Raw genomic sequence first — 22,271 nt, forward strand, 5'->3', positions numbered from 1 at the left:
TCCGCGCAGGGCCTCGACCACCGCGGGGGTGACGTCGATGATCTCGTAGCGCGCCAGCATCCCGCCATCCGGGGTGGCCACCTCCGCGCCCGCCTGGATCGCGCTCGCCGTCGGACCCGCCGCGGGCAGGTACGTGCAGCCGCCGGCAGATCCGGCCGCCAGGGCGGCCATCAGGGCGGTGCGCGCCGTCTTACGCAGCATCACAGAGTTTTCTCCAGCCGGTTCCGCACCATCGCTGGCCCGAACCGGACGTTCAGATTGACCGCAAAACGCTGCGATCGCTTTAACGGTCGTGCCAGGGCGGAAACCGCGTGGCGGACGGCCGTGCTATACCGCCGGTAATGCGTCACCAGCGTGGCACTGCCGCGCGGCCCAGCGGCAAGCTTGACCATATCACGTCCCGGCGGGGCTGTCCGCAGGCATGCGGGCGAGGGCCCCGCGCAGCGCGCGCCCGAGGGCGTCCGCCGCGAGGTCGATCCGGCGCGCCGGCGCAGCCGGGTGGCCGAAGCGAAACAGGGCGTATTCGGTCGTCCGACCGCCGAAGCCGGGCTTGCAGCTCGGCAGCGAGGGGGCGTGGTCACCGAACACGCAGAGCGTCATGGTCTGGCCCCGCTCCCCGGCCAGCCGGTCGAGCCCGGCCACGATTGCCTCCACCATCTGCCCGGTATGGGCCACGTGATGGAGGTATTGCGCCTGTGGATCATCGATCCCCGGCAGGCGCCCGGGCTTCCACGGTCCGTGGTTCTCCATGGTCACGCAGAACAGGAACAGGGGCGTCGGCCGCGCCCGGACCTCCGCCAGGAGGCGTTCGCCCAGGGCGACGTCGCCGACATAGGGTCCCACCCGCGGCGCGTCCCGGAAGGCCTCTTCCATCACCTGCTCGGTGAAGCCGAAGGCTTCCATCACCTGCGCCCGGCGGAAGAAGTCCCGGTGGAACGGGTGCAGGAACAGGGTCCCGTAGCCCCGGCCGCGGGCGAGCCGCGCGAGGCTCGTCGGCTCGTCGCCGCTGCGGGAGGTGTAGGGGTCGTACCGGCCGAAGCCGAGGCTGTCGGACGGGCGGCCGGTGAGCACGGCGTGCTCGCTGCGCATCGTGTAGGCGCCGTGGGCGGGGACCTCGAGCCGGCCGTACTGGGCGGCCCGGCTGCGGAACAGGGCCATCGCCGGCAACGGCGCTCCGCCCAGGCGCTCCGGGTCGATGAACGATTCGAGCTGGATCACCACCACGACGTCGTCCCCCGGCCCCGGGGGCAGCGCGGGCGCCGGGGGCGCCGGCTCGCTCCCCGCCAGCGCCCGGGCGGTGTAGCCGAGGAGGCTCGCCGGCAGGCCGACCCGGGCCACGTCCGCCTCCAGATCGGGGCGGGGGAACCAGCGGGCGATCAGCCGGGCGAGGGGCGGGTGCGGCGCGGCTCGGACCAGCAGCCCGAGCAGCAGCGGCAGGCCGATCAGCGCCAGGATCCGCGGGAGGGTGGCGGCCGGCAGCACGCTCGGCTCGGTGCGGTACCAGATCACGGTGGCGGCGAGGGTGAGGAGGGCGGGAACGCAGACCCGCGGATCCCACAGGGGCGGGATGTAGTAGAGCTGGGGATGGCGCGGCACCTGCGGCAGCAGGGCGAAATCGCTGAACAGCAGCGGCTCGCCGATCACCGAGCGCTTGGCCCGGCTCACGTAGACGAGCGCCGCGACCGAGATCAGGCAGGTCAACCCGGCGAGCCAGGGACGCCAGGAGAAGGCGAACCAGAACAGCAGGATCAGCAGATAGCCGGTGAGGCGCAGGGCGAGGTCGCGCGGGGCGAGGCTCGCCCGGGTGATCGAATCGCCCACGACGACCTCCAGGAGGAGGCAGAGCGCGAGGGCGAGGCCGGTGGCGGTGAGGAACGTCGTCAAGACTCGGGCACTCGACGTTTGAGCGGGCATCCTCATGGCCGGGACCGGGCGGGTCCGGCGGTGAAGAGCGCGCGGGAGCAAGGTGTTGCGGGCCGTTCCTGATCCAGCGGGATCGGGGCCGGCCCCGGGGCGAACGGCTGGCCGCCGAGGTTAGAAGCCCGCGCTATCGCTTTGATGTCGCGGGCACGTCACGCCCTATCCCGGGCCGCCCCCGGCCTCGCGGCCCACGCCGCGGCGGCTGCGCAGCGCCCGCACCAGCGGGTTGAGCAGCCCGTAGCGGGCCCGCATCACCAGATGGGCGGTGCGGCCGATGGAGAGCGCGCTGCGCGGGGCCGTCTCCCGGGCCGCGCTGAGGCGATCCAGGAGCTGCTCCGGGCTGCACGGCTTCATCGCCACGGGATCGAGATAGCGCGGATAGAGGATCATCGCGCCGGCGACCAGCTCGTCGAGGCCGAGCCTGCGCCCGCGATCGGCCCCCGGCGCGAGATCCTCCGACAGCCCCCAGCCCGCGTAGAACGGCCGGCCATGCGTCGCCACGCTGAGCCCGCGGATCAGCGCCTCGAACCCGGCGAGCGACGTCATGGTCTCGACGTGATGCACCCGGTCGAGCAGATCGACGATGCTGATCCCGGCCACGATCCGGTCGGCGAGGGTCCGCGCCTCCGCCTCCGGGATGAGGCCCGGGCGGAAGCCCGCCTCCACGTCGGGATGCGGCTTGTAGAGCAGGAACGCGTCCGGGTTGCGCCGCCGCGCCGCCTCCAGCAGCGCCCGGTTCGAGCGGACCAGGGGGGAGCCGTGGCGCACCGAGGCGTCGTCCTCCACCTGCCCGGGCACCAGCACGATCCGCCGGCCGGCGGGCCAGTCGAGCGCCGCCGCGTCGAGGCCGACATTGTATTTGCTGAGCCGGCGCGCCACGACCTCCTCGCGCAGGCGCCGGGCCCGGGCAACGAGGTCCGGGGTGAAGTCCGACTCCGCCAGCAGGCGCTGCAGGCGGCTCTCCCGGCGCGGGTCGTAATAGATGCCCAGATCGTCCACCACGATGGAGGCGCCGGGCTGGAGGCTTGCGCCGAGGCCGACGGAGCGCAGGAACCCGTCCTCCACCCGGGCTAGGGGCAGCCCGGCCCCGGCGCAGGCCTCCTCCAGACGGCCCGGCGCCCGGGTCGCCCAGGCGAGGATCCGGCCGCGGTGGCGCCGCCCCGCGGCGATCGCGGCCTCGGTGGTCATGGTGTGGACCGGCCGACCGGCGGGCCCGGCCGCGAGCACGTCGAGGGCCGGCCGCTTCCAGCGCGACATCCCGACATAGACCACCCGCCGGTCGTTCTCGGAGAAGCGCGCGGCGAGCCATGCCACCCGCTCCGCGCAGGCGGCGCGGCCGACCGGTGCCCGGGTCCAGGGATCGAGGTAGTGAATTCCCCCCTCCCCGCCGAACGGCTTGCCGTCGAGGCTGATCCGCAGGGACGAGAACCCGCGCTCCGGATCGTCGTAGGGGCTCAGCAGCGGGCCGGGGGCGACCACGAGGCGGCGGCGGCCGGCGAGCGCCAGCATCCGGCCGGCCAGGCTCCCAGCACCCCAGACAGCGCCGGCCGCGCCGGGATGCGCCCGCGCGAAGGCGAGGCCCGTCGCGGCCTCGATCTCGGCCCGGAGCCGGCGGATCGTCCGGCCGGTCGCGTAGAGCGACGGGGTCGGTTCAAGGGGCATGGTCTGGGCGTCCGGCTCCGCGCGATCGAAGGGCTCCGCCCGCCTGTAGCGCATTTTCGCCGGCATGGGATGGTGTGGGATTTCGGGGACAACCCAAGGTCCGTCGCGCGGGCGCCACCTCCTTGAAAGGATTCGGACATACCGTCGCCGTGATTGCCCGCTCAATCCAGGCGGCGCCGCTGCCGTGCGACCGTTGCAGACGGGTCACGCGGGTGCGGAAAAGCCGTGCTGCGGCACGGCCTCGGATTGCGGGGCCGCCGGGCGCCGTGCCACCTCAGGGTCTCTCGCCGGTGCGGTTCAGCCGGTCACAGGGTCAAGGATAGAAGCGCCGCGGAATGCAACAACCCGCCCTCGACGCAGTCCGGAACCGCCCCGCGACCTTCCTGTTCCTGCAAGGAATTGCCACGCCGTTCTTCTCCGATCTCGGGAAGGCGCTGCGCGCCCGGGGCCATGAGGTCCGGCGCATCAATCTCTGCCCCGGCGACTGGCTGTTCTGGACCGGTGCGGCGGACAATTACCGCGGCCGCCGCGAGGCCTGGGGGGAGTACCTCGAGGCCTATCTGACCCGCGAGGGCGTGACCGACATCGTGCTGTTCGGCGACTGCCGGCCGTTCCACAAGGCCGCCCGGATGATCGCCGAATACCGCGGCCTGCGGGTCCACGTGTTCGAGGAGGGCTATATCCGCCCGAACTGGATCACCTGCGAGCTCGGCGGCGTGAACGGCTTCTCGTCCCTGCCCCGGACGGCCGACGCGATCCGCGCCCTGGCGCGGCGGCTGCCCCAGCCCGGACGGGCGATGCCCTCCACGGGCGACATGGCGCGCCGGAGCGTCTGGGACGTCGGCTACAACCTCGCCAACATCCTGTTCCCCTACCTCTTCCCGCATTTCCGCAGCCACCGGCCGACCCATATCGCCGCCGAGTACGCGGGCTGGATCAAGAAGTTCGCCCGCCGCGCCCATACCCGCCGCGAGGCGGCGCGCTGCGACGAGATCTACCGCGCGGTCGGCTGCGACTACTTCCTGCTGCCGCTCCAGCTCGACAGCGATTACCAGATCCGGGTCCACTCGCCGTTCCTCGGCGTCGAGGGCTTCATGGACCGGGTGATCAAGTCCTTCGCGGACGCCTCCGCGGCGCCGACCCGGCTTCTGGTGAAGCTGCATCCGCTGGACAGCGGCCTGATCAACTGGCGCCGGTTCGCCCGGGACTCGGCCCGGCGGCATGGCGTCAGCGACCGGCTCGATTTCATCGACGGCGGCGACCTGCCGGCCCTGATCAAGGGGGCCCGCGGCGTGGTGATCGTCAACTCGACGGTGGGCATGCTGTCCCTGGAGATGGGGTGCCCGACCCACGCGGTCGGCACCGCGATCTACAACATGGCCGAGCTGACCCATCAGGGCGATCTGGACGGATTCTGGAAGAACCCGACACCGCCCGACATGGGCCTGATGGCCGATTTCCGCCGGGTCGTCCTGCACAGGACGCAGGTCAATGGCGGCTTCTTCTCCAAGGAGGCCATCGACCGGGCCGTGGCCGGCTCCGTGCCGCGCATGGAATCCGCCCTGCCCGATTCGATGCTGGCGGCGGCGCGGGCGATCCGCGAGGCGGCCGACCGGAACGGCGAGCTCGCGCCGGTCTACTGATCGTGCTCCTGGCCGTCGGGGTCCGTCTCGGCCTCGGACACGGCTTTCACGGCCGGTGAGTCCGGCGAGGCCTTGATCTTTCCACGCCGGGCAGCGTAACCCGCCGCATGCCCCGTATCCTGATCACCGGCGCGTCGAGCGGCATCGGCGCCGCGCTGGCGCGCCATTACGCCCGGACCGGCGTGAGCCTCATCATCGTCGGCCGCAACGCCGAGCGCCTCGAGATCGTCGCCCGGGATTGCCGCGCCAGCGGCGCCGCCGTCGAGACCGCACGCCTCGATACCCGAGACCGGGCCGCCACGGTGGCGCTCGTGCACCGGGCGGATGCCGCCGCACCCCTCGATCTGGTCGTTGCCAACGCCGCGGTGAACGGCGGCAATCAGGAGGGGCAGGTCGAGTCCGAGGACGTGGCCTTCGAGACCGCGGACATCAACTACACCGGCTCGCTCAACGTGGTGCTGCCCAGCCTGACGCTGATGCTCCGGCGCGGCCAGGGGCAGATCGTCCTGATGTCGTCCCTGGCGGCCTATGCGCCGCTCCAGGACGCCCCGGCCTATAGCGGCGCCAAGGCGGCGCTCGTCGCCCACGGCCTGGCCCTGCGCCAGAAGGTCGGGCCGCGGGGCGTGAAGGTCAACGTCGTGACGCCCGGCTACGTGAAGACGCCGATGGGCGGCGAGCTGAAGGGCTGGCGGCCCCTGGAGATCAGCGCCGAGGAAGCGGCCGTGCGCATCGCCAAGGGCATCACGGCCAACCGCGACGTGATCGCCTTCCCGTTCATCCTCACGGCTCTGGCGCGCACTGTGCTGCTCCTGCCGGAGAGCGTCCGCAGGGCCGGGCTCTACGCGTTCCGGTTCCAGCGGCGGAAGCGCCGCTGATGGGCCGCCCCCGGATCGCGCTGTTCGTCCTGGAGGCGCTGCCGAACGCCCGCGTGGTGCGCCGGCTCGTCGCCGATCATCGGGCCGACATCGCCTTGGTGGGCCTCTCCAATGCCGAGCGGCCGTCGAGCGGCGGCCTGACCGGGCAGGTCCGGCGGCACCTCGCCCGCTCGGGCCCCGGGATCCTGCCCTATCTGGCGGTCAATTTCGGCCTGCCCGATCTGCTGCGCCCGCTGGCACCCCTGACCCAGGCGGTGGCCGGCAGCGGTGACGCGCCGGAATCGACGCCGCTCAAGACCCTGTGCCGGCGCCTCGGCATCCCGACCCTGACGGTCGACGACGTCAACGGCCCCGCCGTGGCGCAGACCCTACGGGACACGGCCCCCGACCTGATCCTCACCTACCATTTCGACCAGATCCTGAAGCCCGAGACCATCGGGCTGGCGCGGCTCGGGGGCATCAACGGCCATCCCGGCCTGCTGCCGCGCCACCGCGGCCCGGTGCCGACGATCCACGCCCTGGCGGAGGGTCCGGGCAGCTTCGGCATGACTCTCCACCGCCTGGCCGCCGCCATCGATACCGGGGCGATCCTCGACCAGGAGGCGGTGCCCCTGCCCCCCGGCACCACCGCCACGAGGGCGGCCGTGGCGCTCCACGCCCACGGGCGCGGGATGCTGGACCGGCTGCTCGACGCCGTCGCCCGCACCGGCGCCCTGCCGGAGGGCCGGACCGCCGAAGTTCTACCCTATTGCCCGTTCCCCGATCGCACGATGCTGGCCGCCCTGCGCCGCCGGAACCTGCGGCTGACCGACGGGCGGGATCTCCGGGAGGCGCTGAGCCTCTCCGGCAAGGCGCCGTGAGGGCCGCCGCGGTGCACGACGTCGCGGCGGCCGTTCCGGGAGGCGCTTAACCGGCGGTTAAGCCTGTTCGTCAAAGAAACGGTGACGGTTTCCCCGACGCCCGACCAGGCCCTCGCATGCCGGATACCAGCGCCCTCCATTCGGCCTCCGACGCGCTGGCCGCCGGCCGGCAGGTGCAGAGCGGCCGGATCCGCACGATCTCCGAGAACCTCGCCAACGCCGATTCGGCCGCCGAAACGCCCGGCGGGGTGCCCTACGCCCGCAAGATCGCGGTGTTCACGCCCGTCGTCGCCGACAGCCCGCGCGATCCGGTGGGCCGCGTCGTGCGCGACACCAGCGCGTTCCGTACCCGCTACGACCCATCCAGCGCCGCCGCCGACAGCCGGGGCTATATCCGCCTGCCCAACGTGAATGCCGCAACGGAGACGGCCGATCTGCAGACGGTGGTCCGGAACTACGAGGCCAACCTCAGCGCCTCGGGCATCCTCGACGGGTTGACGCAGGCGACCATCAATCTCCTCAGTTGATCCGGACGTGGTGCCGGCCGTAGCCGGCATAGACGGCGAGCCCGATCGCGAGCCAGATCGCCAGGCGGATCCAGGTCTCGGCCGGCAGCGAGGCCATCAGCGCGACGCAGGACAGGATGCCGAGCCCGGCCGTCAGCGTCGCCGCCGGGACGCGGAACGGGCGCGGCCGGTCCGGATCGGTCCGGCGCAGGATCAGCACCGTGGCGCAGACGAGGCAGAACGCCAGGAGCGTGCCGATGCTGACGATCTCGCCCAGGACGTCGATCGGCACGAGTCCCGCCACCGCGGCCGTGAACAGGCCGATCACCAGCTGGCTGGCCACCGGCGCCCGGGTCACCGGATGGACCCGGCAGAACATCTTCGGGAGGAACCCGTCCCGGGCCATGGCGAAGAAGATCCGGCCCTGCCCGTAGAGGGCGGTCAGCGCCGAGGTGGTCAGACCGATCAGGGCACCGACCTTGACCGCCGTGGCGAAGGCGGACAGCCCGATGGCGTCGACCGCCTTGGCCACCGGATCGGCGACGTCCAGGTCGCGGTAGGGGACGAGGCCGGTGAGCACGGCGGCCATCGCCACGTACAGCACAGTGGTGATCAGGAGCGAGCCGATCAGCCCCACCGGCGCGTCGCGCTGCGGCGCCCGGCACTCGCCCGCAGCGGTGGCCACCGTCTCGAACCCCACGAAGGCGAAGAACACCACCGCGGCCCCGCGGAACACGCCGCTCCAGCCATAGGCGCCGAAGGCGCCGGCATTGTCCGGGACGAAGGGGTGCCAGAGTTCCGGCCGGAGATGGACCGCGCCGACGGCCACGAAGGCCAGGATGATCGCCACCTTGCAGGCCACCAGCAGCCCGGTCACCAGGGAGGCCTCCCGGGTGGCGCGCGTCAGCAGGCCGGTGAGCAGCAGGACGATGGCGACCGCCGGCAGGTTAACGAGGCCGCCGTCGCCGGGGGCGCCGGCCAGGGACGGCGGCAGCCGCAGGCCGAAATCCGCCGCGAGCGACTGTGCGTAGCCCGACCAACCGACCGCCACGGTCGCGGCCGCCACGGCGAATTCGAGCACGAGGTCCCAGCCGATGATCCAGGCGGGAAACGCACCCAGGCTCGCCCGGGTGTAGGTGTAGGTGGAACCCGCCTCCGGGATCATGGCCGCCAGCTCGGCGTAGCACAGGCCGACGAAGCCGCAGGCGATCCCGCCGATCACGAAGGACAGGCTCAGCGCGGGGCCGGCATATTGCGCCGCCGCCGTCCCGGTCAGCACGAAGATGCCCGCGCCGATCGTGGCGCCGAGGCCGATCGCGACGAGCCCCGGCGCGGTGAGAGTCCGGGCCAGCGTCCGGTCCGCTCCGGACGCGTCGCTGCCCTGCCCCGTCACGGCCGGTTCCGCCATCGCGCGCGTATCCACGTTGATCGCCCCCTGATCGACCCTGCTGCGCGCCGGAGCAAGATGCACGTCCCGCGGCCGGTCGAACCGGACCCCGCCGTCGCGCCCGTCACTCGGGCCGGTCCCGACGCAGGCTCCACCGCTGTGCGGGCGCGGTTTCGGGCGTCGGCACCGGCTCGACCAGCCTTGTATCGGTCCGGAAGGCCCGGGCGACGAGGCCGGCGAAGCGGATGAAGGCGCGGCCCTGCGGGGTGATGACGTACCCGTCCGCCGTGGGCGCCAGGTTGCCCGAGGCCGTCTGCTCGGCCAGGCGCCGCTCCATCTGGCGGAACTCCCCGAGATAGATTGCCTCGAACAGCGTCCGGGCCCGCTCCGCATCGAAGCTCTCGTCGGGATGGGCCGCCATCTGTCCGAGCAGGAACACGCTGATCGAGCGGTCGACCGTGACCGGGAGGACCACGAGGACGCTCAGGTTCAGGGACAGCGACAGCGCGCAGGCCCCCAGCGCGTCGCGGCGGCGCAGGCCCCAGGTCCGGCCGAGGCCGGCGAGGGATGCCGTCGCCACGAGGGTGATCAGGAAGGCCGCGAGCAGCAGGACGAGGCCCCGGTAGAACAGGATCGTCATGCCGGTGCAGAGCTCGGTCTGAAACAGCATCACGAAGCCGCCGAAGCCGAGGGCGAGCGCGCCCGCGTGCAGCAGCGCCTGGGCGCCGAGCCAGCGCAGGATCCGGCCGGCGCGCGTGGGAGCCTCAATCATCGAGGTCCTCGACGCGCAGGATCCGCACGAGGGGCGCCGCATAGGCGGCTCGTGTGCGCCGGATCCAGGAGTCCGGCGCGTTCCAGGCGGCGTCCGCCGCGGTGACCACCAGCGCGCCGATGCCGGCCTCGGCGGCCCGGCGGCGCACCTCCGCGCCGGTCAGGGTCGCGCCGAAGATCGGGGAGACCGTAGCGAGCCGCGCCGCGACCGCCCCGGGGGCCGCGCCGAACAGGCGCGCCTCGCGGTCGGCCACCGCCACCGGCTGGCCGCCGTAGAGGCCGAAAGCGAACACCCGCGCCGGGATCGGCGAGGCCTGCAGGACCAGGTCCTGGGGCAGGTGCGTGCCGGCCCAGGCATAGGCCGAGCGCAGGGCTCGGTCGATGTCGGGGCGGCCGTTGAGGAAGGCGAACCTGGGATGGCCGGCGGCCGGATAGGCGCGCATCCCGGCAAAGCCGTAGAGCGTCGTGGCGTAGCCGAGGAGCAGGAGCGCGCCGAGCGATCCCGCGAGTCTGAGCCGGGTGCCGTCGCGGGTCCGGGTCAGGGCTACGACGGTCCAGCCCAGCGCCGCCACCTGCGCGAGCAGGACCACCCGGGCGCCGAGGTCGTTGTAGAGGATCGCCGAGCGCAGGAATCCGCCGAGCAGCAGGCTCGACACCGCGCCGATCGTCAGCAGCCGGCCCGCCTCGCGGGCATGGGCCTCGCGCCGCGGGACGATCCGCCAGAACAGGAGCGCGCCCCCCGCGAAGACCCCTAGCGCGACGTAGTAGTTGACCGGCAACAGGATCGGCCGGAGCAGGGCAAGGGTCGGTTCGTCGAAAAGCGGCTCCACGGGGCCGAAGCGTCGGACCGCGAACTGGATCGTGCCGCCGGTATCGGCCCGGTTGGCCAGGAGGCCGAGTAGGTAGGGCGCGGCCAGGACCGCGCCGAGCAGCCCGGCCGCCGCGAGCCGGGCCGCGGCGCGCCAGCGGCGCTCGACGGCGAGCAGCCCCAGCCAGATCCCGGCCGCCGCCACCGTGCCCAAGCAGACCCAGACCGACAGCGCCGCGCAGGCCGCGAAGGCCGTTCCCGCGGTGACGATGCCGGCACTCTGCGCGCGCCGATCCGGCTCCGCCCGGTCGGCGATCTCGGCGAGCGCCAGGAGGCCGAGCCATCCCGCCAGGGCGGCGGCGACGTGATGCGGCACCCAGACCAGGGAGGTCGGCCAGTTCACGACCTGCTCGTTCAGCCATTCCGGGATGGGGATCCAGTATCCCGAGGTCGCCCGGTTGAAGGCGACCAGCAGGATGTTGAGGCCGCCCGCCGGCAGGAGCACCAGCACGGCCCGGCGCAGGAGCCGGGGCGGGACGTCCCCGACGAGCCCAGTGGCGGCGAGGAGCCGGTCCAGCAGGCCGAGGAGCGCGATGCCGGTCCAGAAGGCGAGTCCCGCGAAGGCGGTGCGCCCGTCGACGAGGTGGTCCCCGGCCCAGTCCACCAGGGCGGTCAGCGTGTAGAACCCGTAATAGTAGCCGGCCCGCTCCGGGCGGGCGAAGAACGGATCCGCCGGCGGCAGGCCGTGCTCGACGATCCCCCGGGTCAGGGCGGCGTGCTTGACGAGGTCGATGACCGTGATCGGCTGGTAGAGGGCGACGCCGGTGTCGATGTCGATCAGCGCATAGGCCACGATCCCGAGCCAGAGCGCGGCGAGGGCCAGGGCCCCCCGGTCGACCGGACCGCGCAGGTCCCGGAGGGCCGGTCTCAGGGCGGCGAGCCCGAGCGCCGCGTTCGCCAGGGCTGCCACCGGCACGTCGGCCGCCTGGATCAGCAGCCCGTCGAGGGCGGGCAGGAGCCCGATGCCGAGGAGCGCCGCGCAGAGGAGCCGGTCGCCGGTCGCGAGCGTGCGGAAGCCGAGGATGCCGGTGATCGCGCCGAGCGCGTAGCCCGGCAGGACCACGAGGGGAACGCCGAGCAGCGTCGCGAGCAGGACACCGCACGCATCCGAGAGGGTGCCGTTCATTGCCGGGCCGCGTTTCGTGCGGGCTCCCGCTTAGCACCGGGGCGTTAACCGTTTCCTCGGGGACCCGCGATCGGGCCCGGGGCTGGCATAACTGGCAGTTTCGTGTATGGATCCGGCAGCTTCGACCCGGGTGACCGGGCGGGGCTTGAGCCGCTTGGCGCTGTGACCGTGCTGGACGACATCCCGGCACCGGCCGAACGCCGAGCCCGCGCGCGCCCGTTTGGGGCGCCGCATCCGACCAGCACAACCCGAAAGGCATGCGATGTCGATCACGGCAGAGCGCAAGACCGCGCTTATCAAGGAACACCGCAAGGACGCCAAGGACACCGGGTCCCCCGAGGTCCAGGTGGCGATCCTCACCGAGCGGATCGCCAACCTCACCGGCCACTTCAAGACCCACGCCAAGGACAACCATTCCCGGCGCGGCCTCCTGAAGATGGTCTCGCAGCGCCGCTCGCTGCTCGACTACGTCAAGCGCAAGGACGAGGCCCGCTACCGCGCCCTCATCGAGCGTCTCGGCATCCGCCGCTAAGGCACGTTTCGCGCGGTTCCGGGCCCGGCCCGGGGCCGCGTTTCACCATCGGGGGCTGCCGGAATGGGTCCGGCCGCCCCACAAGCGGGCCGCTTCGAGGCGCCGGCATCGGGGCAGGATCGCGAGACACTTCGCCGTGGAAGTGTCTCGCCGTCTTGCCCCCGGGCGGCGCCGGGCTTGGGCTCGCCGCAGGCAAGGAAGAGATCAAGAATGTTCGACGTTCAACGCGAAGAGCTGATGTGGGGTGACCGCAAGCTCGTGCTGGAGACCGGCAAGGTCGCCCGTCAGGCCGACGGCGCCGTGGTCGCCACCTACGGCGACACTTCGGTGCTCGCCACCGTGGTCGCCACGAAGGAGCCGAAGGCGGGCATCGACTTCATGCCGCTCACCGTGAACTACCAGGAGCGCGCCTACGCGGCCGGCCGCATCCCCGGCGGCTACTTCAAGCGCGAGGGCCGGCCCTCCGAGAAGGAGACCCTGGTCTCCCGCCTGATCGACCGCCCGATCCGTCCGCTCTTCGTCCAGGGCTGGCGCAACGACACCCAGGTGGTCGTCACCGTCCTGACCCACGACCTCGAGAACGATCCCGACATCGTCGCGATGGTCGCGGCCTCCGCGGCGCTGACCCTGTCGGGCGTCCCGTTCATGGGCCCGATCGGCGGCGCCCGGGTCGGCTACATCAACGGCAGCTACCGGCTGAACCCGTCGGTCACCGAGACCAAGGAGGAATCGGCCCTCGACCTCGTGGTCGCCGGCACGCAGGACGCGGTGCTGATGGTCGAGTCGGAGGCCAAGGAGCTCTCCGAGGACGTGATGCTCGGCGCCGTGATGTTCGGCCACAAGCACTTCCAGCCAGTGATCGAGGCGATCGTCCGCCTGGCCGAGAAGGCCGCCAAGGAGCCGCGCGACTTCAGGGCCCCCGAGAACGCCGACGTCGAGACGGCGGTGCTGGAGGTCTGCGAGGCCGAACTCCGCGCCGCCTACACCAAGACCGTCAAGCAGGAGCGCTACGCCGCCGTCGACGCCGTGAAGGCGAAGGTGATGGCCGCCCTCTGCCCGGAGGGCGCGGAAAAATTCCCGGCCGAGAAGGTCAAGGCCGCCTTCAAGGAGGCCCAGTCGAAGGTGGTCCGCTGGAACATCCTGGACAGCGGCGCCCGCATCGACGGCCGCGACGTGAAGACGGTCCGCCCGATCCTCTCCGAGGTCGGCGTGCTGCCCCGCGCCCACGGCTCGGCTTTGTTCACCCGCGGCGAGACCCAGGCGCTCGTGGTGGCAACGCTCGGCACCGGCGAGGACGAGCAGTTCATCGACGCGCTGGAAGGCACCTACAAGGAGCGCTTCCTGCTCCACTACAACTTCCCTCCCTATAGCGTCGGCGAGACCGGCCGGATGGGCTCCCCGGGCCGTCGCGAGATCGGTCATGGCAAGCTCGCCTGGCGGGCGATCCGCCCGGTGCTGCCGCCGGCCCACGAGTTCCCCTACACGATCCGCGTCGTGTCGGAGATCACGGAGTCCAACGGCTCGTCCTCGATGGCCTCGGTCTGCGGCGGCTCGCTGTCGCTGATGGATGCCGGCGTGCCCCTGCGCCGTCCGGTGGCGGGCATCGCCATGGGCCTCATCCTCGAGGGTGAGCGCTTCGCGGTCCTGTCCGACATCCTGGGCGACGAGGATCACCTCGGCGACATGGACTTCAAGGTGGCCGGCACGGACGAGGGCGTGACCTCGCTCCAGATGGACATCAAGATCGCCGGCATCACCGAGGAGATCATGCGGGTCGCCCTCGACCAGGCGAAGGACGGGCGTGCCCACATCCTCGCCGAGATGGCCAAGGCCCTGACGGCCGCCCGTCCGGAACTCGGCGAGTACGCGCCGCGCATCGAGACGATGCAGATCCCGACAGATAAGATCCGCGACGTGATCGGCACCGGCGGCAAGGTGATCCGCGAGATCGTCGAGAAGACCGGCGCCAAGATCAACATCGAGGATACCGGCATCGTCAAGATCGCCTCCGCCGACGGCAAGGCGATCAAGGCGGCCTACAACTGGATCCGCTCGATCGTGGCGGAGCCGGAGATCGGCGTGATCTACGACGGCACGATCGTGAAGTGCATGGAGTTCGGCGCCTTCGTGAACTTCTTCGGCGCCAAGGACGGCCTGGTCCACATCTCGGAACTCGCCGCGAACCGGGTCGCCAAGGTGCAGGACGTCGTCAAGGAAGGCGACAAGGTCAAGGTGAAGTTCCTCGGCCAGGACGACCGCGGCAAGATCCGCCTGTCCATGAAGGTCGTCGACCAGCAGACCGGCGAGGACATCACCGAGAAGGTGAAGGCCCAGCGCGACGCCGACCGGCCCGAGCGCGGCGACGAGCCGCGCGAGCCCCGCGAGGGCGGCCGCCACCGCGGCGAGCGCCGCCGCGAGGCGGGCGAGTAAGCCGCGCCCCGAACCGGCCCCGGCCGGCGCGGGACGTCAATAACGGGCGCGGTCCTCCGGGGCCGCGCCTTTTTCTTTGCGCCGCTCCGTCGGCGCGGGCGCGGTGGATCGGTCCAGGCGCGCCCTGTCGCCGACACCGCGCTGAACCGGGAGCCCGTCGCTGCCGCGCCGGGGGAGCAGGGTTCTGTCGCCCAGACGCTTCAGCCCGTAACCGCGGCGCGATGCCGCCGTCATGTCCCCGCCTCCGGGCGATCCGCCGCCACGGAGGGAATGTCGGCCCGGCGGTACCCCTGCCGTGGGCGGCAATCCGTTCGGATGGCGGCGGGAACGCGACCGGCCCCTCCGCGTTCGCCCGGCGACCTCAACGCAGGGATTTTTCTATGGCCAACGACATGATGCACGATATCTTCAGTGGGCAGCCGAACCTGTCGACGACGGAACGCGCCGTCTCGGTGGCCCTGGGCCTCGGGATCGCCGCCGCAGCCGCGCAGCCGCGGCCCAACAAGTTTCTGAGCCTGCTGGCCCTGGTCGTCGGTGTCGGCCTCGCGGTGCGCGGGGCGACCGGCCATTGCGCCGTGAAGGCCGCCTCCGAGCATCTCTGAGCGGCCGCTGGCCTCCGAGCCACAAAAAAGGGGCGCCCCGCGGGGCGCCCCTCTCGTTTCATGCGTCCTGAAACACTTAGATCGTGGTGCTGCGCCGGCTCGCGATCAGGCCGTAGATGAACAGCACCACCACGGCGCCCACGATGGCCCCGATGAAGCCCGCGCCCTGATTGGGGCCGTACCAGCCGACCGCCTGGCCGATGAAGGTCGCCACGAAGGCGCCGACGATGCCGAGAATCGTGGTCAGGATGAAGCCCGACGGCTCATTCGGCCCCGGCATGACGAACTTGGCGATGATGCCGGCCAGGAAGCCGATGACGATGGTCCAGAGGATACCCATGACAAACCCCAGTGCGTGATTGACGATGCCGGCAGAACGCGCCGCGGCCCGCGACGGTTGCCCGCACCCGGTGACGGGACGTCGAATTTCCGCCCGTTCCCGCGGCGCGCGGACGCGCCGCCCTTTACGGCTGCCCCGGGGCCGCGGCAGATACGCCGGTTCCGAGGTGGTGGAGACGGGTATGGATGTTCAGCGGATCGAGCCGGGCAAGCGGATGTCGCAGGCCGTCGCCTTCGGCGACATGGTCTACCTCGCCGGGCAGGTGGCCGCCGATACGGTCGGCACCGGCGTGACGATCCAGACCCAGCAGATCCTGGTGGAGATCGACCGGCTGCTGGCCGTGGCCGGGAGCGACAAGGCGCGCATCCTCTCAGCCACCGTCTACCTCGCCGACATGGCGACCTTCGCGGAGATGAACGCCGCCTGGGACGCCTGGGTCTCGCCGGAGAACCCCCCGGCCCGCGCCACGGTCGAGGCGAAGCTCGCCGGCCCCGAATACCTCGTCGAGATCGTGGTCGTGGCCGCGAGGAGCCGGTGACCGGCCCCCGCCGCACTGTTCTGGCGGCCGTCGCGGCCGCCCTGTTGGCTGCCCTCGGCGCCGCTGCTTCGGCCGCGGAAGAGCGGGTCGTCAACATCTACAACTGGTCCGACTATATCGACCCGACGGTGCTCGACGCCTTCACCCGCGAGACCGGCATCAAGGTCGTCTACGACACCTACGACAACAACGAGATCCTGGAGACCAAGCTGCTGGCGGGGCGGTCCGGCTACGACATCGTCGTGCCGTCCGGGCCGTACCTGCAACGGCTGATCCGGGCCGGCGCCTTCCTGCCCCTCGACAAGACCAAGCTCAAGAACCTCGGCAACCTCTGGCCGGAGGTCAGCAGCCGCCTCGCGGTCTACGACCCGGGCAACGCTTACGCGGTCGACTACATGTGGGGCACCACGGGCATCGGCTACAACGTCGCCGCCCTGCGCGAGCGCCTGGGCGCCGGCGCGGCGCTGAACTCCTGGAGCCTCGTCCTCAATCCCGCCTCCGCCAACAGGCTCAAGGAATGCGGGATCATGATGCTCGATTCCCCCGAGGACCTGATCCCCAGCATGCTCCCGGCCTTCGGGGCCAAGGCCGATTCCAAGCGCTGGGACGACCTGACCCTGGTGACGGATGCCCTCTACAAGGTGCGCGGCACCGTGCGGAAGTTCCACTCCTCCGAGTATATCCAGGCCCTGGCCAACGGCGACATCTGCGTGGCGGTCGGCTACTCGGGCGACGTGATGCAGGCCAAGCGCCGGGCGGAGGAGGCCAAGAACGGGATCGAGATCGCCTACGTGGTGCCCAAGGAGGGGGCGCTGATGTGGTTCGACACCTTCGCGATCCCGAAGGACGCCGCCCACCCGGCCGAGGCGCTCGCCTTCATCGACTACATGATGCGGCCGGAGGTGGCTGCGGCCAACACCAACTTCGTGGCCTATGCCAGTGGCAACCTCGCGGCGAAGCGCTTCGTGAAGCCGGAGATCCTGAACAATCCCGGTATCTACCCGGACGAGGCGACGATGCAGCGCCTGTCGATCAATACCGCCTGGGACGACCGCACGCAGCGTTTCGTCACGCGGCTCTGGACGCGGGTTCGCACGGGACGCTGAGCGGGGACGTCGGGGGGATGAGGGATCCGGTCTGCCCCCCCGTCAAGAGATTCCGCAGCGGAGCGGAGACCTCGAAGGAGGGATCGAGGGATCGCCCTGGACTCTGGGGAGCTTCTTCGAGACCCGCTGCCTCGGACACCTCAGGATAAGGCCGAGGCCGGGCTACAGAACGGGTCCACAGGCCAGTGGGAGCCCCGGCAGCGCGCCGTGCCGGGGCTTACGTTCGACGGTCGCGGGGCAGTCCTAGTGCTTGAGGTCGTCCGGAACCTTGCCGCCGTTCTCGGCAAGCTTCTGCATGACCTGCTTGTGCAGCCAGATGTTCATCGCGGCCGAGTCGTCCTTGTCGCCGGTGTAGTGCAACTCGTCGGCGAGTTGCTTACGCGAGGCAAGGCCTGAATCGAGGTCGAGCAGCTTCATCAGGTCGACGATGGAGTGGCGCCAGTCGAGCGTCTGCGAGTTCTTCTCCGCGAGGCCGGTGAGAACCGCCGCCACGTCCACCGGCTCGCCGCCGCCGGGAGCGCCCGCCGTCGAGGGCGTGGACGGATTGCTCGAGCCGGCCGATCCGCCCGAGCCCGCCGTGGGTGCGGGTGCCGCATCCGCGCTCCCGCCGCCGAAGGGGTGGAGGATTTTGCCGACGATGCTGCCGAGGAGGCTCATGAGTCCGCTCCGATGATCACAGCCCGACTGAGGCGTCGGGCGGGCGTTAAACTGGCGGTGGCGCGGGGCGTTCCGAGAATCGGCCCCGGCGACGCATCCTAACCGCGGGCGCCGTGGAGCGCGACGCCGAGCAGGCCGAGACCGAGCACGAGACAGACGCCGCTCCAGCGCTCCAACGTGGCAGAGCGGGCGGGAACGCGCAGCGAGACGGCGGCGAGACACACGCCGCAGATCAAACAAGCCAAGCTCATCACGGCGACCAGCGTGTTCCCCTGATTTCGGAATCGATGCGCGTACCCATAGTCAGTTTTCGCCGCTATGCCAGCGAAAAAAGAACGTAGTTATTCAGGATTGGCCGAATTATGGGCGTTCGATCCCGCAAGCGTGTTCTGTCGAAGAAAAGTTTGATCTGACGTTGTGAGACGAGGGAGGTCGCGGTGATGAACGCCTGAAGCGTTCAGGTCGCGGGATCAATCAAACAAGATTAAACTTGTAGTAGATCAAGAAAATCCGACTCGCCTATAAGATGCGGGTGTGCGTTCGACGCCCGGCAGGAACGGCGTCGGACCGGATTTCGATCCCTCGCGACGTGGCGGATCAGGCCGGGTCGAACAGCGCAGTGGCCATGGCGGCCCGTTCCTCCGCCCAGGTCCCGCGCGATTCCGGTCGGCCTGCGCGGCCGTACCAGTAGCGGGCATTCTCCGCATCGCCCTCGATCCGGTGGAGATGAGCGTGAACCCAGGCCGCATCACGACCCGGCGCCTCCTGCACCAGGGCGTGTGCCCGCTCCCAGGCCGTCGAACCCGATCCGGACGGATCCCGGGCCAGCCACCAGAGCGCGGCCAACGGGGCCGGCCAAGACGCCGGGGGCGCGGCGTCGATCAGGGTCGCCGAGAAGGCGGCGGGCAGGGTCTCGGTCACGACATTCTCCTCGCGTCCTGCGGCGGCTCCAAGCCCCTGATCCGCCGCGCGGGCTCACACCGGCCCGGTGCCCACCTCGGCGGCGAGCGCCCTATCGGCCGGCGGCGCGTGCCGGCGGCCAGGGGCCCCGGCGCTGGCGGGCGGACCACGCGTAGCGGGCATCGCCGTCGAGACGGTCGAGATGGTCCGACAGGCGGTTGCGTTCAAGCCAGCTCAGCGCGGCCTCCAGTTCGGGCAGGGTCATGGTCGCGCGGCCCTTGCCGAGCACGCGTTTCAGCACGGCGTTGTAGCGATGCGCGAGATTGCCGCCGCGGGGCACCCGCAGGGACGCCTCGTCCTCCACCGCCTGCGCGGCTACCGCGGCGGCGAGCCTCTGCCGCAGGGTGCGCTCGGTGATCGAGGGCAGTTCGGGGGCGGGCGCCGTCGGGACAGCCTCGACGAGGCGCGGGCGCAGCAGGGCGTAGCGGAGCCCGATGGCGTTGCTCTCCAGGGGGGTGATTCCGCCCGGATCCTCGTCGCGCCAGGGGGTCCGTTCCGGGACCAGGGCGCTCGCCGGGCGCTCGCGCCGGGGCCGGGCGGCGCTGCCCTGCTCGGTCTCGAGCTCCAGGCGGAAACGGGCGAAGAGCGGGTCGTCGGGGTGGAAGATCAGCGCCTGCTGGGTGTCGTAGGCGCCGGCATGCGGATCGACCCGGGTCGCCCGCGCCAGCATCTGTTCGAGCCAGGGCCGCGAGCGGATATGGGTGAGCGCCGCCACCACCGCGACCTCGGGGGCGTCGAGCCCTTCGTAGGCCATCGCCACCGTCACCAGCACGGCGGGTTCGGGGGTCAGGCGGAACGCCGCCAGGGCCGCGTGGGCGTCGCCCTGGCCGGAGGTGGCCAGCCGGACGTCGCGCTCCCCCTGCCCCGCCGGCATCCAGCCGCGCAGGGTCGTCAGATAGGCGCGCGCGCTCGCCTGATCCGGCGCCACCACGAGGAGCTTGCCGAGGCCCCGCGCCGGCTCGCCCGGCGCGAGGCGGTGCTCGGCCCGGCGGCGGGCCCGGAGGCGTTTGGTGGCGAAGAACGCCTCGCTCAGGAGATCCCGGGCAAAACCGGTCCGCAGGGCCGTGAACAGGGCCGGCCGCGTGGTCACCCGCACCGATCCGGCGCCCAGCCGGTGCGGCCCGACCCGGGGCGCGTCGCCGGAGATCCGGCCACCCTCCAGCCAGCTCGCCTCGCCGTCGATGGCCCCGAAGGTGACCGGCAGCACCGCCCGCTCGCTCAGCGCCTGCGTCCGGGAATAGCCGATCACCGCGAGCCCGGGCGCTTCCAGGTTGAGTTCGGGCCCGCGGCCCGGCGCGGCGGGGTGATAGGGCAGCCCCAGGATCCGGCGCCCGTCCGCCCGCTCCAATGTCCCGGACAGATAGAGACTGATCGCGGCCGCCTCCATCACCGGCAGCATCGCCCGGGACCAGGCCCCCGCCTCCGCATCCTCCGCGTCGGCCGTCTCCGCCCCCGGCCGGCCGGGCACCGGCAGGTGGTGGACCTCGTCGATCACCAAGAGGGTGCGGTGCGCCTTGGCCTCCGCGAGATGCAGTGCCGGTGCGGCGGCGACCGCCTGATAGGTGGTGATGTAGCCCGAGAGCCCGCGGGCCGGGTCGCGCTCGTTATCGGCCGCGCGCACGCTGAGGGCGTGTCCGAAGACGCTGCGCCAGAGCGGATCGGCGAAGGCCTCCTCGGCCTGCAGGCGCAGGGAATCCCGCGGCACCACCCAGACGACGCGCTCGACCAGGCCGGCCGCGATCAGGCTCTGCGCGGCGATCACCGGCAGCAGCGACTTGCCGCCGCCGGGCGTCACCGCCGCGAGGATTTTTTGGATATGGGCCGCCTCGCCGCGCGCCATGGCGTCGACCAGGGCCATCAGCGTGCGCTGGTGGGACCGCAGGGACGGGGCGGGGCGGGTCAATGGCCGGCGAAGCAGGGCGACATCCGCGCACCGTGGCCGATCCCGATTCCTTTGTGAATCCCTTCGGTCGCGGAACGTTCGCGTTTCCTTCGCGCCGGGCGGCCGGATGCACCGGGTTCGGCGGATCGGCGCACGACAAGCGTTGACACCTGGCGAGCCCCTCACCATAAGGGCGCCGCGGGCGAGAAACCCGCCTTGGGGGAATGTCCCGAGCGGCAAAGGGGGCGGACTGTAAATCCGCTGCGTAAGCTTCGTAGGTTCGAGTCCTACTTCCCCCACCAAGATTTCCCGATCCCGTCAGCCCTGTTTCGCCAGCGCCGCCTCGATGCGCGCGGCTGCGGCGGCGGAGAAACCCTTCCCTTCGAGCCCCTGCCCCGCGGCCGCCTGGCCTGTCAGGCTCCGGCGCTTGCCCGCGGGCAGATGCGCCCTCCGGAGCGCGTGCGCGTCCCGGTGACTGGCATGGGTGATTGCGATGGCCAGCGCGTCGGCGGCGTCGGCGACGCGGAACTCGGCCTTGGGCAGCAGGAAGCGCACCATCGCCTGGATCTGGACCTTCTCGGCGTGGCCGGAGCCCGCCACGGTCTTCTTGATCAGGTTGGCGGCGTATTCGAACACCGGTAGCCCGGCGAGCGCCGGCACCAGGAGCGACACGGCCCGGGCATGACCGAGCTTGAGCGTCGCCTGCGCGTCCTTGTTGACGAAGGTCTCCTCCACGGCGACCTCGTCGGGCCGCACCGCCTCGACCACGCGCCCGACCCCCTCGAACAGTTCGCGCAACCGCAGGGCCAGCGGCAGGTCGCCGTCCGAGGTGACGACGCCGCAATCGCCGTAGGTGAGCTTGGTGCCCTGCGCGGTGATGACGCCCCAGCCCGTGCGCCGGAGGCCGGGATCGATGCCGAGGATACGGACGGAACTGTTCACAGGGCTGATCATGGGCTCCACGGCTCGACGAACGGCCCGAGGCTGCCGTACGTATCGTGAACGCCTGGTTTCACCAAGGGACGATCGATGCCTGCGGACACGCCGATCAGCCGCTTCCCGGTGCCGAATCTCTCCGACATGCCGGAGGATCTGCGCGCCCGGATCGCCCTCGTGCAGGAGAAGGCGGGCTTCGTGCCCAACGTCTTCCTGGCGCTCGCCCATCGTCCGGACGAGTTCCGCGCCTTCATGGCCTATCACGACGCGCTGATGGACCGGCCCGGCGGCCTCACCAAGGCCGAGCGCGAGATGATCGTGGTGGCCACCAGCGCGGCCAACGATTGCCTCTACTGCGTCGCGGCCCACGGGGCGATCCTGCGGGTCCGGGCCAAGGATGCGCGGATCGCCGACCAGATCGCGATCAACTATGCCAAGGCCGAGATCACGCCGCGGCAGCGGGCGATGCTCGACTTCGCCATCAAGGTCGCGACGGCCGCGCAGACCATCGACGCGCAGGACCATGCCGCGCTCGCCGGGCACGGGTTCAGCCAGGACGACATCTGGGACATCGCGGCGATCACCGCCCTGTTCGCCCTGTCGAACCGGATCGCCAGCGTGGCGGATCTGCGCCCGAACGCCGAGTTCTACGGGATGGGCCGCTGAACCC

20 protein-coding genes, 1 tRNA gene and 1 pseudogene are annotated in these 22,271 nt (G+C 71.5%); 11 read left to right on the forward strand and 11 right to left on the reverse strand.

Annotation, left to right across the window (positions count from 1 at the left end; genetic code table 11):
• The 3 genes and pseudogenes from MKK69_RS11290 to MKK69_RS11300 form a co-directional block, all read right to left on the reverse strand.
• Positions 1-201: pseudogene (locus tag MKK69_RS11290) on the reverse strand (sugar transporter); the annotation flags it as partial.
• A gap of 192 nt (positions 202-393) precedes the next feature.
• On the reverse strand, positions 394-1,884 hold the full coding sequence (locus MKK69_RS11295; RefSeq protein WP_243967925.1) for an LTA synthase family protein: 1,491 nt from the start codon (positions 1,882-1,884) through the stop codon (positions 394-396).
• Positions 1,885-2,079: 195 nt separating this feature from the next.
• On the reverse strand, positions 2,080-3,582 hold the full coding sequence (locus tag MKK69_RS11300) for a capsular biosynthesis protein (RefSeq protein ID WP_243967926.1): 1,503 nt from the start codon (positions 3,580-3,582) through the stop codon (positions 2,080-2,082).
• A gap of 335 nt (positions 3,583-3,917) precedes the next feature.
• Between MKK69_RS11300 and MKK69_RS11305 the strand changes: the two genes are divergently transcribed.
• The 4 genes from MKK69_RS11305 (at position 3,918) to MKK69_RS11320 (ending at position 7,487) form a co-directional block, all read left to right on the forward strand.
• On the forward strand, positions 3,918-5,225 hold the full coding sequence (locus tag MKK69_RS11305) for a capsule biosynthesis protein (RefSeq protein ID WP_243967927.1): 1,308 nt from the start codon (positions 3,918-3,920) through the stop codon (positions 5,223-5,225).
• 107 nt (positions 5,226-5,332) lie between these two features.
• Positions 5,333-6,100, forward strand: coding sequence for an SDR family NAD(P)-dependent oxidoreductase (locus MKK69_RS11310; RefSeq protein ID WP_243967928.1), 768 nt, complete (start codon positions 5,333-5,335; stop codon positions 6,098-6,100).
• Positions 6,100-6,960 carry a formyltransferase family protein gene (locus tag MKK69_RS11315; protein WP_243967929.1) on the forward strand — a complete coding sequence of 287 codons (861 nt, stop codon included), beginning with the start codon at positions 6,100-6,102 and terminating at the stop codon, positions 6,958-6,960. Before MKK69_RS11310 ends, MKK69_RS11315 begins: the two co-directional genes overlap by 1 nt.
• Positions 6,961-7,076: 116 nt before the next feature.
• Positions 7,077-7,487, forward strand: coding sequence for a flagellar basal body rod protein FlgC (locus MKK69_RS11320; RefSeq protein WP_243967930.1), 411 nt, complete (start codon positions 7,077-7,079; stop codon positions 7,485-7,487).
• On the opposite strand, the gene MKK69_RS11325 is transcribed toward MKK69_RS11320, so the two are convergent.
• The 3 genes from MKK69_RS11325 to MKK69_RS11335 form a co-directional block, all read right to left on the reverse strand.
• Positions 7,480-8,874, reverse strand: coding sequence for an amino acid permease (locus MKK69_RS11325; protein ID WP_243967931.1), 1,395 nt, complete (start codon positions 8,872-8,874; stop codon positions 7,480-7,482). The two genes, MKK69_RS11320 and MKK69_RS11325, sit on opposite strands and share 8 nt — an antisense overlap.
• A gap of 103 nt (positions 8,875-8,977) precedes the next feature.
• Positions 8,978-9,625, reverse strand: coding sequence for a hypothetical protein (locus tag MKK69_RS11330; protein WP_243967932.1), 648 nt, complete (start codon positions 9,623-9,625; stop codon positions 8,978-8,980).
• Entirely contained in the window at positions 9,618-11,618 is a 2,001-nt protein-coding gene (locus MKK69_RS11335) for a hypothetical protein (protein WP_243967934.1), read from the reverse strand. The genes MKK69_RS11330 and MKK69_RS11335 overlap by 8 nt, the downstream gene beginning before the upstream one ends.
• Before the next feature lie 262 nt (positions 11,619-11,880).
• Between MKK69_RS11335 and rpsO the strand changes: the two genes are divergently transcribed.
• The 3 genes from rpsO (at position 11,881) to MKK69_RS11350 (ending at position 15,182) form a co-directional block, all read left to right on the forward strand.
• Positions 11,881-12,150 (forward strand): 30S ribosomal protein S15, encoded by a 270-nt coding sequence (gene rpsO, locus MKK69_RS11340; RefSeq protein ID WP_243916762.1) that lies wholly within the window; start codon positions 11,881-11,883, stop codon positions 12,148-12,150.
• Between the two features lie 210 nt (positions 12,151-12,360).
• Complete coding sequence (gene pnp, locus MKK69_RS11345) at positions 12,361-14,580, forward strand: polyribonucleotide nucleotidyltransferase (protein WP_243967935.1); 2,220 nt, start codon at positions 12,361-12,363, stop codon at positions 14,578-14,580.
• 380 nt (positions 14,581-14,960) lie between these two features.
• Entirely contained in the window at positions 14,961-15,182 is a 222-nt protein-coding gene (locus MKK69_RS11350) for a YgaP-like transmembrane domain (RefSeq protein WP_243967936.1), read from the forward strand.
• A 76-nt stretch (positions 15,183-15,258) separates the two neighbouring features.
• Here MKK69_RS11350 and MKK69_RS11355 read toward each other — a convergent pair whose 3' ends face one another.
• Entirely contained in the window at positions 15,259-15,522 is a 264-nt protein-coding gene (locus MKK69_RS11355) for a GlsB/YeaQ/YmgE family stress response membrane protein (RefSeq protein ID WP_243967937.1), read from the reverse strand.
• Positions 15,523-15,703: 181 nt separating this feature from the next.
• Here MKK69_RS11355 and MKK69_RS11360 point away from each other — a divergent pair, with 181 nt between their 5' ends.
• Together MKK69_RS11360 and MKK69_RS11365 are read left to right on the forward strand one after the other, a co-directional pair.
• Positions 15,704-16,060: a RidA family protein gene (locus MKK69_RS11360; protein ID WP_243967938.1), complete on the forward strand. Its 357-nt coding sequence runs from the start codon at positions 15,704-15,706 to the stop codon at positions 16,058-16,060.
• Between the two features lie 20 nt (positions 16,061-16,080).
• Positions 16,081-17,166 (forward strand): polyamine ABC transporter substrate-binding protein, encoded by a 1,086-nt coding sequence (locus MKK69_RS11365; RefSeq protein ID WP_243968049.1) that lies wholly within the window; start codon positions 16,081-16,083, stop codon positions 17,164-17,166.
• A gap of 243 nt (positions 17,167-17,409) precedes the next feature.
• Here the strand turns inward: MKK69_RS11365 and MKK69_RS11370 are convergent, their stop codons facing one another.
• The 3 genes from MKK69_RS11370 to MKK69_RS11380 form a co-directional block, all read right to left on the reverse strand.
• Positions 17,410-17,823 carry a DUF3597 domain-containing protein gene (locus tag MKK69_RS11370; protein WP_243967939.1) on the reverse strand — a complete coding sequence of 138 codons (414 nt, stop codon included), beginning with the start codon at positions 17,821-17,823 and terminating at the stop codon, positions 17,410-17,412.
• A 597-nt stretch (positions 17,824-18,420) separates the two neighbouring features.
• A complete protein-coding gene (locus tag MKK69_RS11375) occupies positions 18,421-18,744 on the reverse strand; it encodes a hypothetical protein (RefSeq protein WP_243967940.1) in 324 nt (107 codons plus the stop codon).
• Between the two features lie 91 nt (positions 18,745-18,835).
• Positions 18,836-20,686 carry a DEAD/DEAH box helicase gene (locus MKK69_RS11380; protein ID WP_279598320.1) on the reverse strand — a complete coding sequence of 617 codons (1,851 nt, stop codon included), beginning with the start codon at positions 20,684-20,686 and terminating at the stop codon, positions 18,836-18,838.
• A gap of 197 nt (positions 20,687-20,883) precedes the next feature.
• On the opposite strand from MKK69_RS11380, the gene MKK69_RS11385 reads away from it, so the two are divergent.
• Positions 20,884-20,967 (forward strand) — tRNA-Tyr (locus tag MKK69_RS11385).
• 16 nt (positions 20,968-20,983) lie between these two features.
• Here MKK69_RS11385 and ruvC read toward each other — a convergent pair.
• Positions 20,984-21,607 carry a crossover junction endodeoxyribonuclease RuvC gene (gene ruvC / locus MKK69_RS11390; RefSeq protein ID WP_243968050.1) on the reverse strand — a complete coding sequence of 208 codons (624 nt, stop codon included), beginning with the start codon at positions 21,605-21,607 and terminating at the stop codon, positions 20,984-20,986.
• Between the two features lie 87 nt (positions 21,608-21,694).
• On the opposite strand from ruvC, the gene MKK69_RS11395 reads away from it, so the two are divergent.
• Positions 21,695-22,267: a peroxidase-related enzyme gene (locus MKK69_RS11395; RefSeq protein WP_243967945.1), complete on the forward strand. Its 573-nt coding sequence runs from the start codon at positions 21,695-21,697 to the stop codon at positions 22,265-22,267.
• Positions 22,268-22,271 lie beyond the last annotated feature (4 nt).

It is taken from the genome of Methylobacterium sp. J-026 (genome assembly GCF_022829585.1).
In the GTDB taxonomy this organism is placed as follows: Bacteria; Pseudomonadota; Alphaproteobacteria; order Rhizobiales; family Beijerinckiaceae; genus Methylobacterium.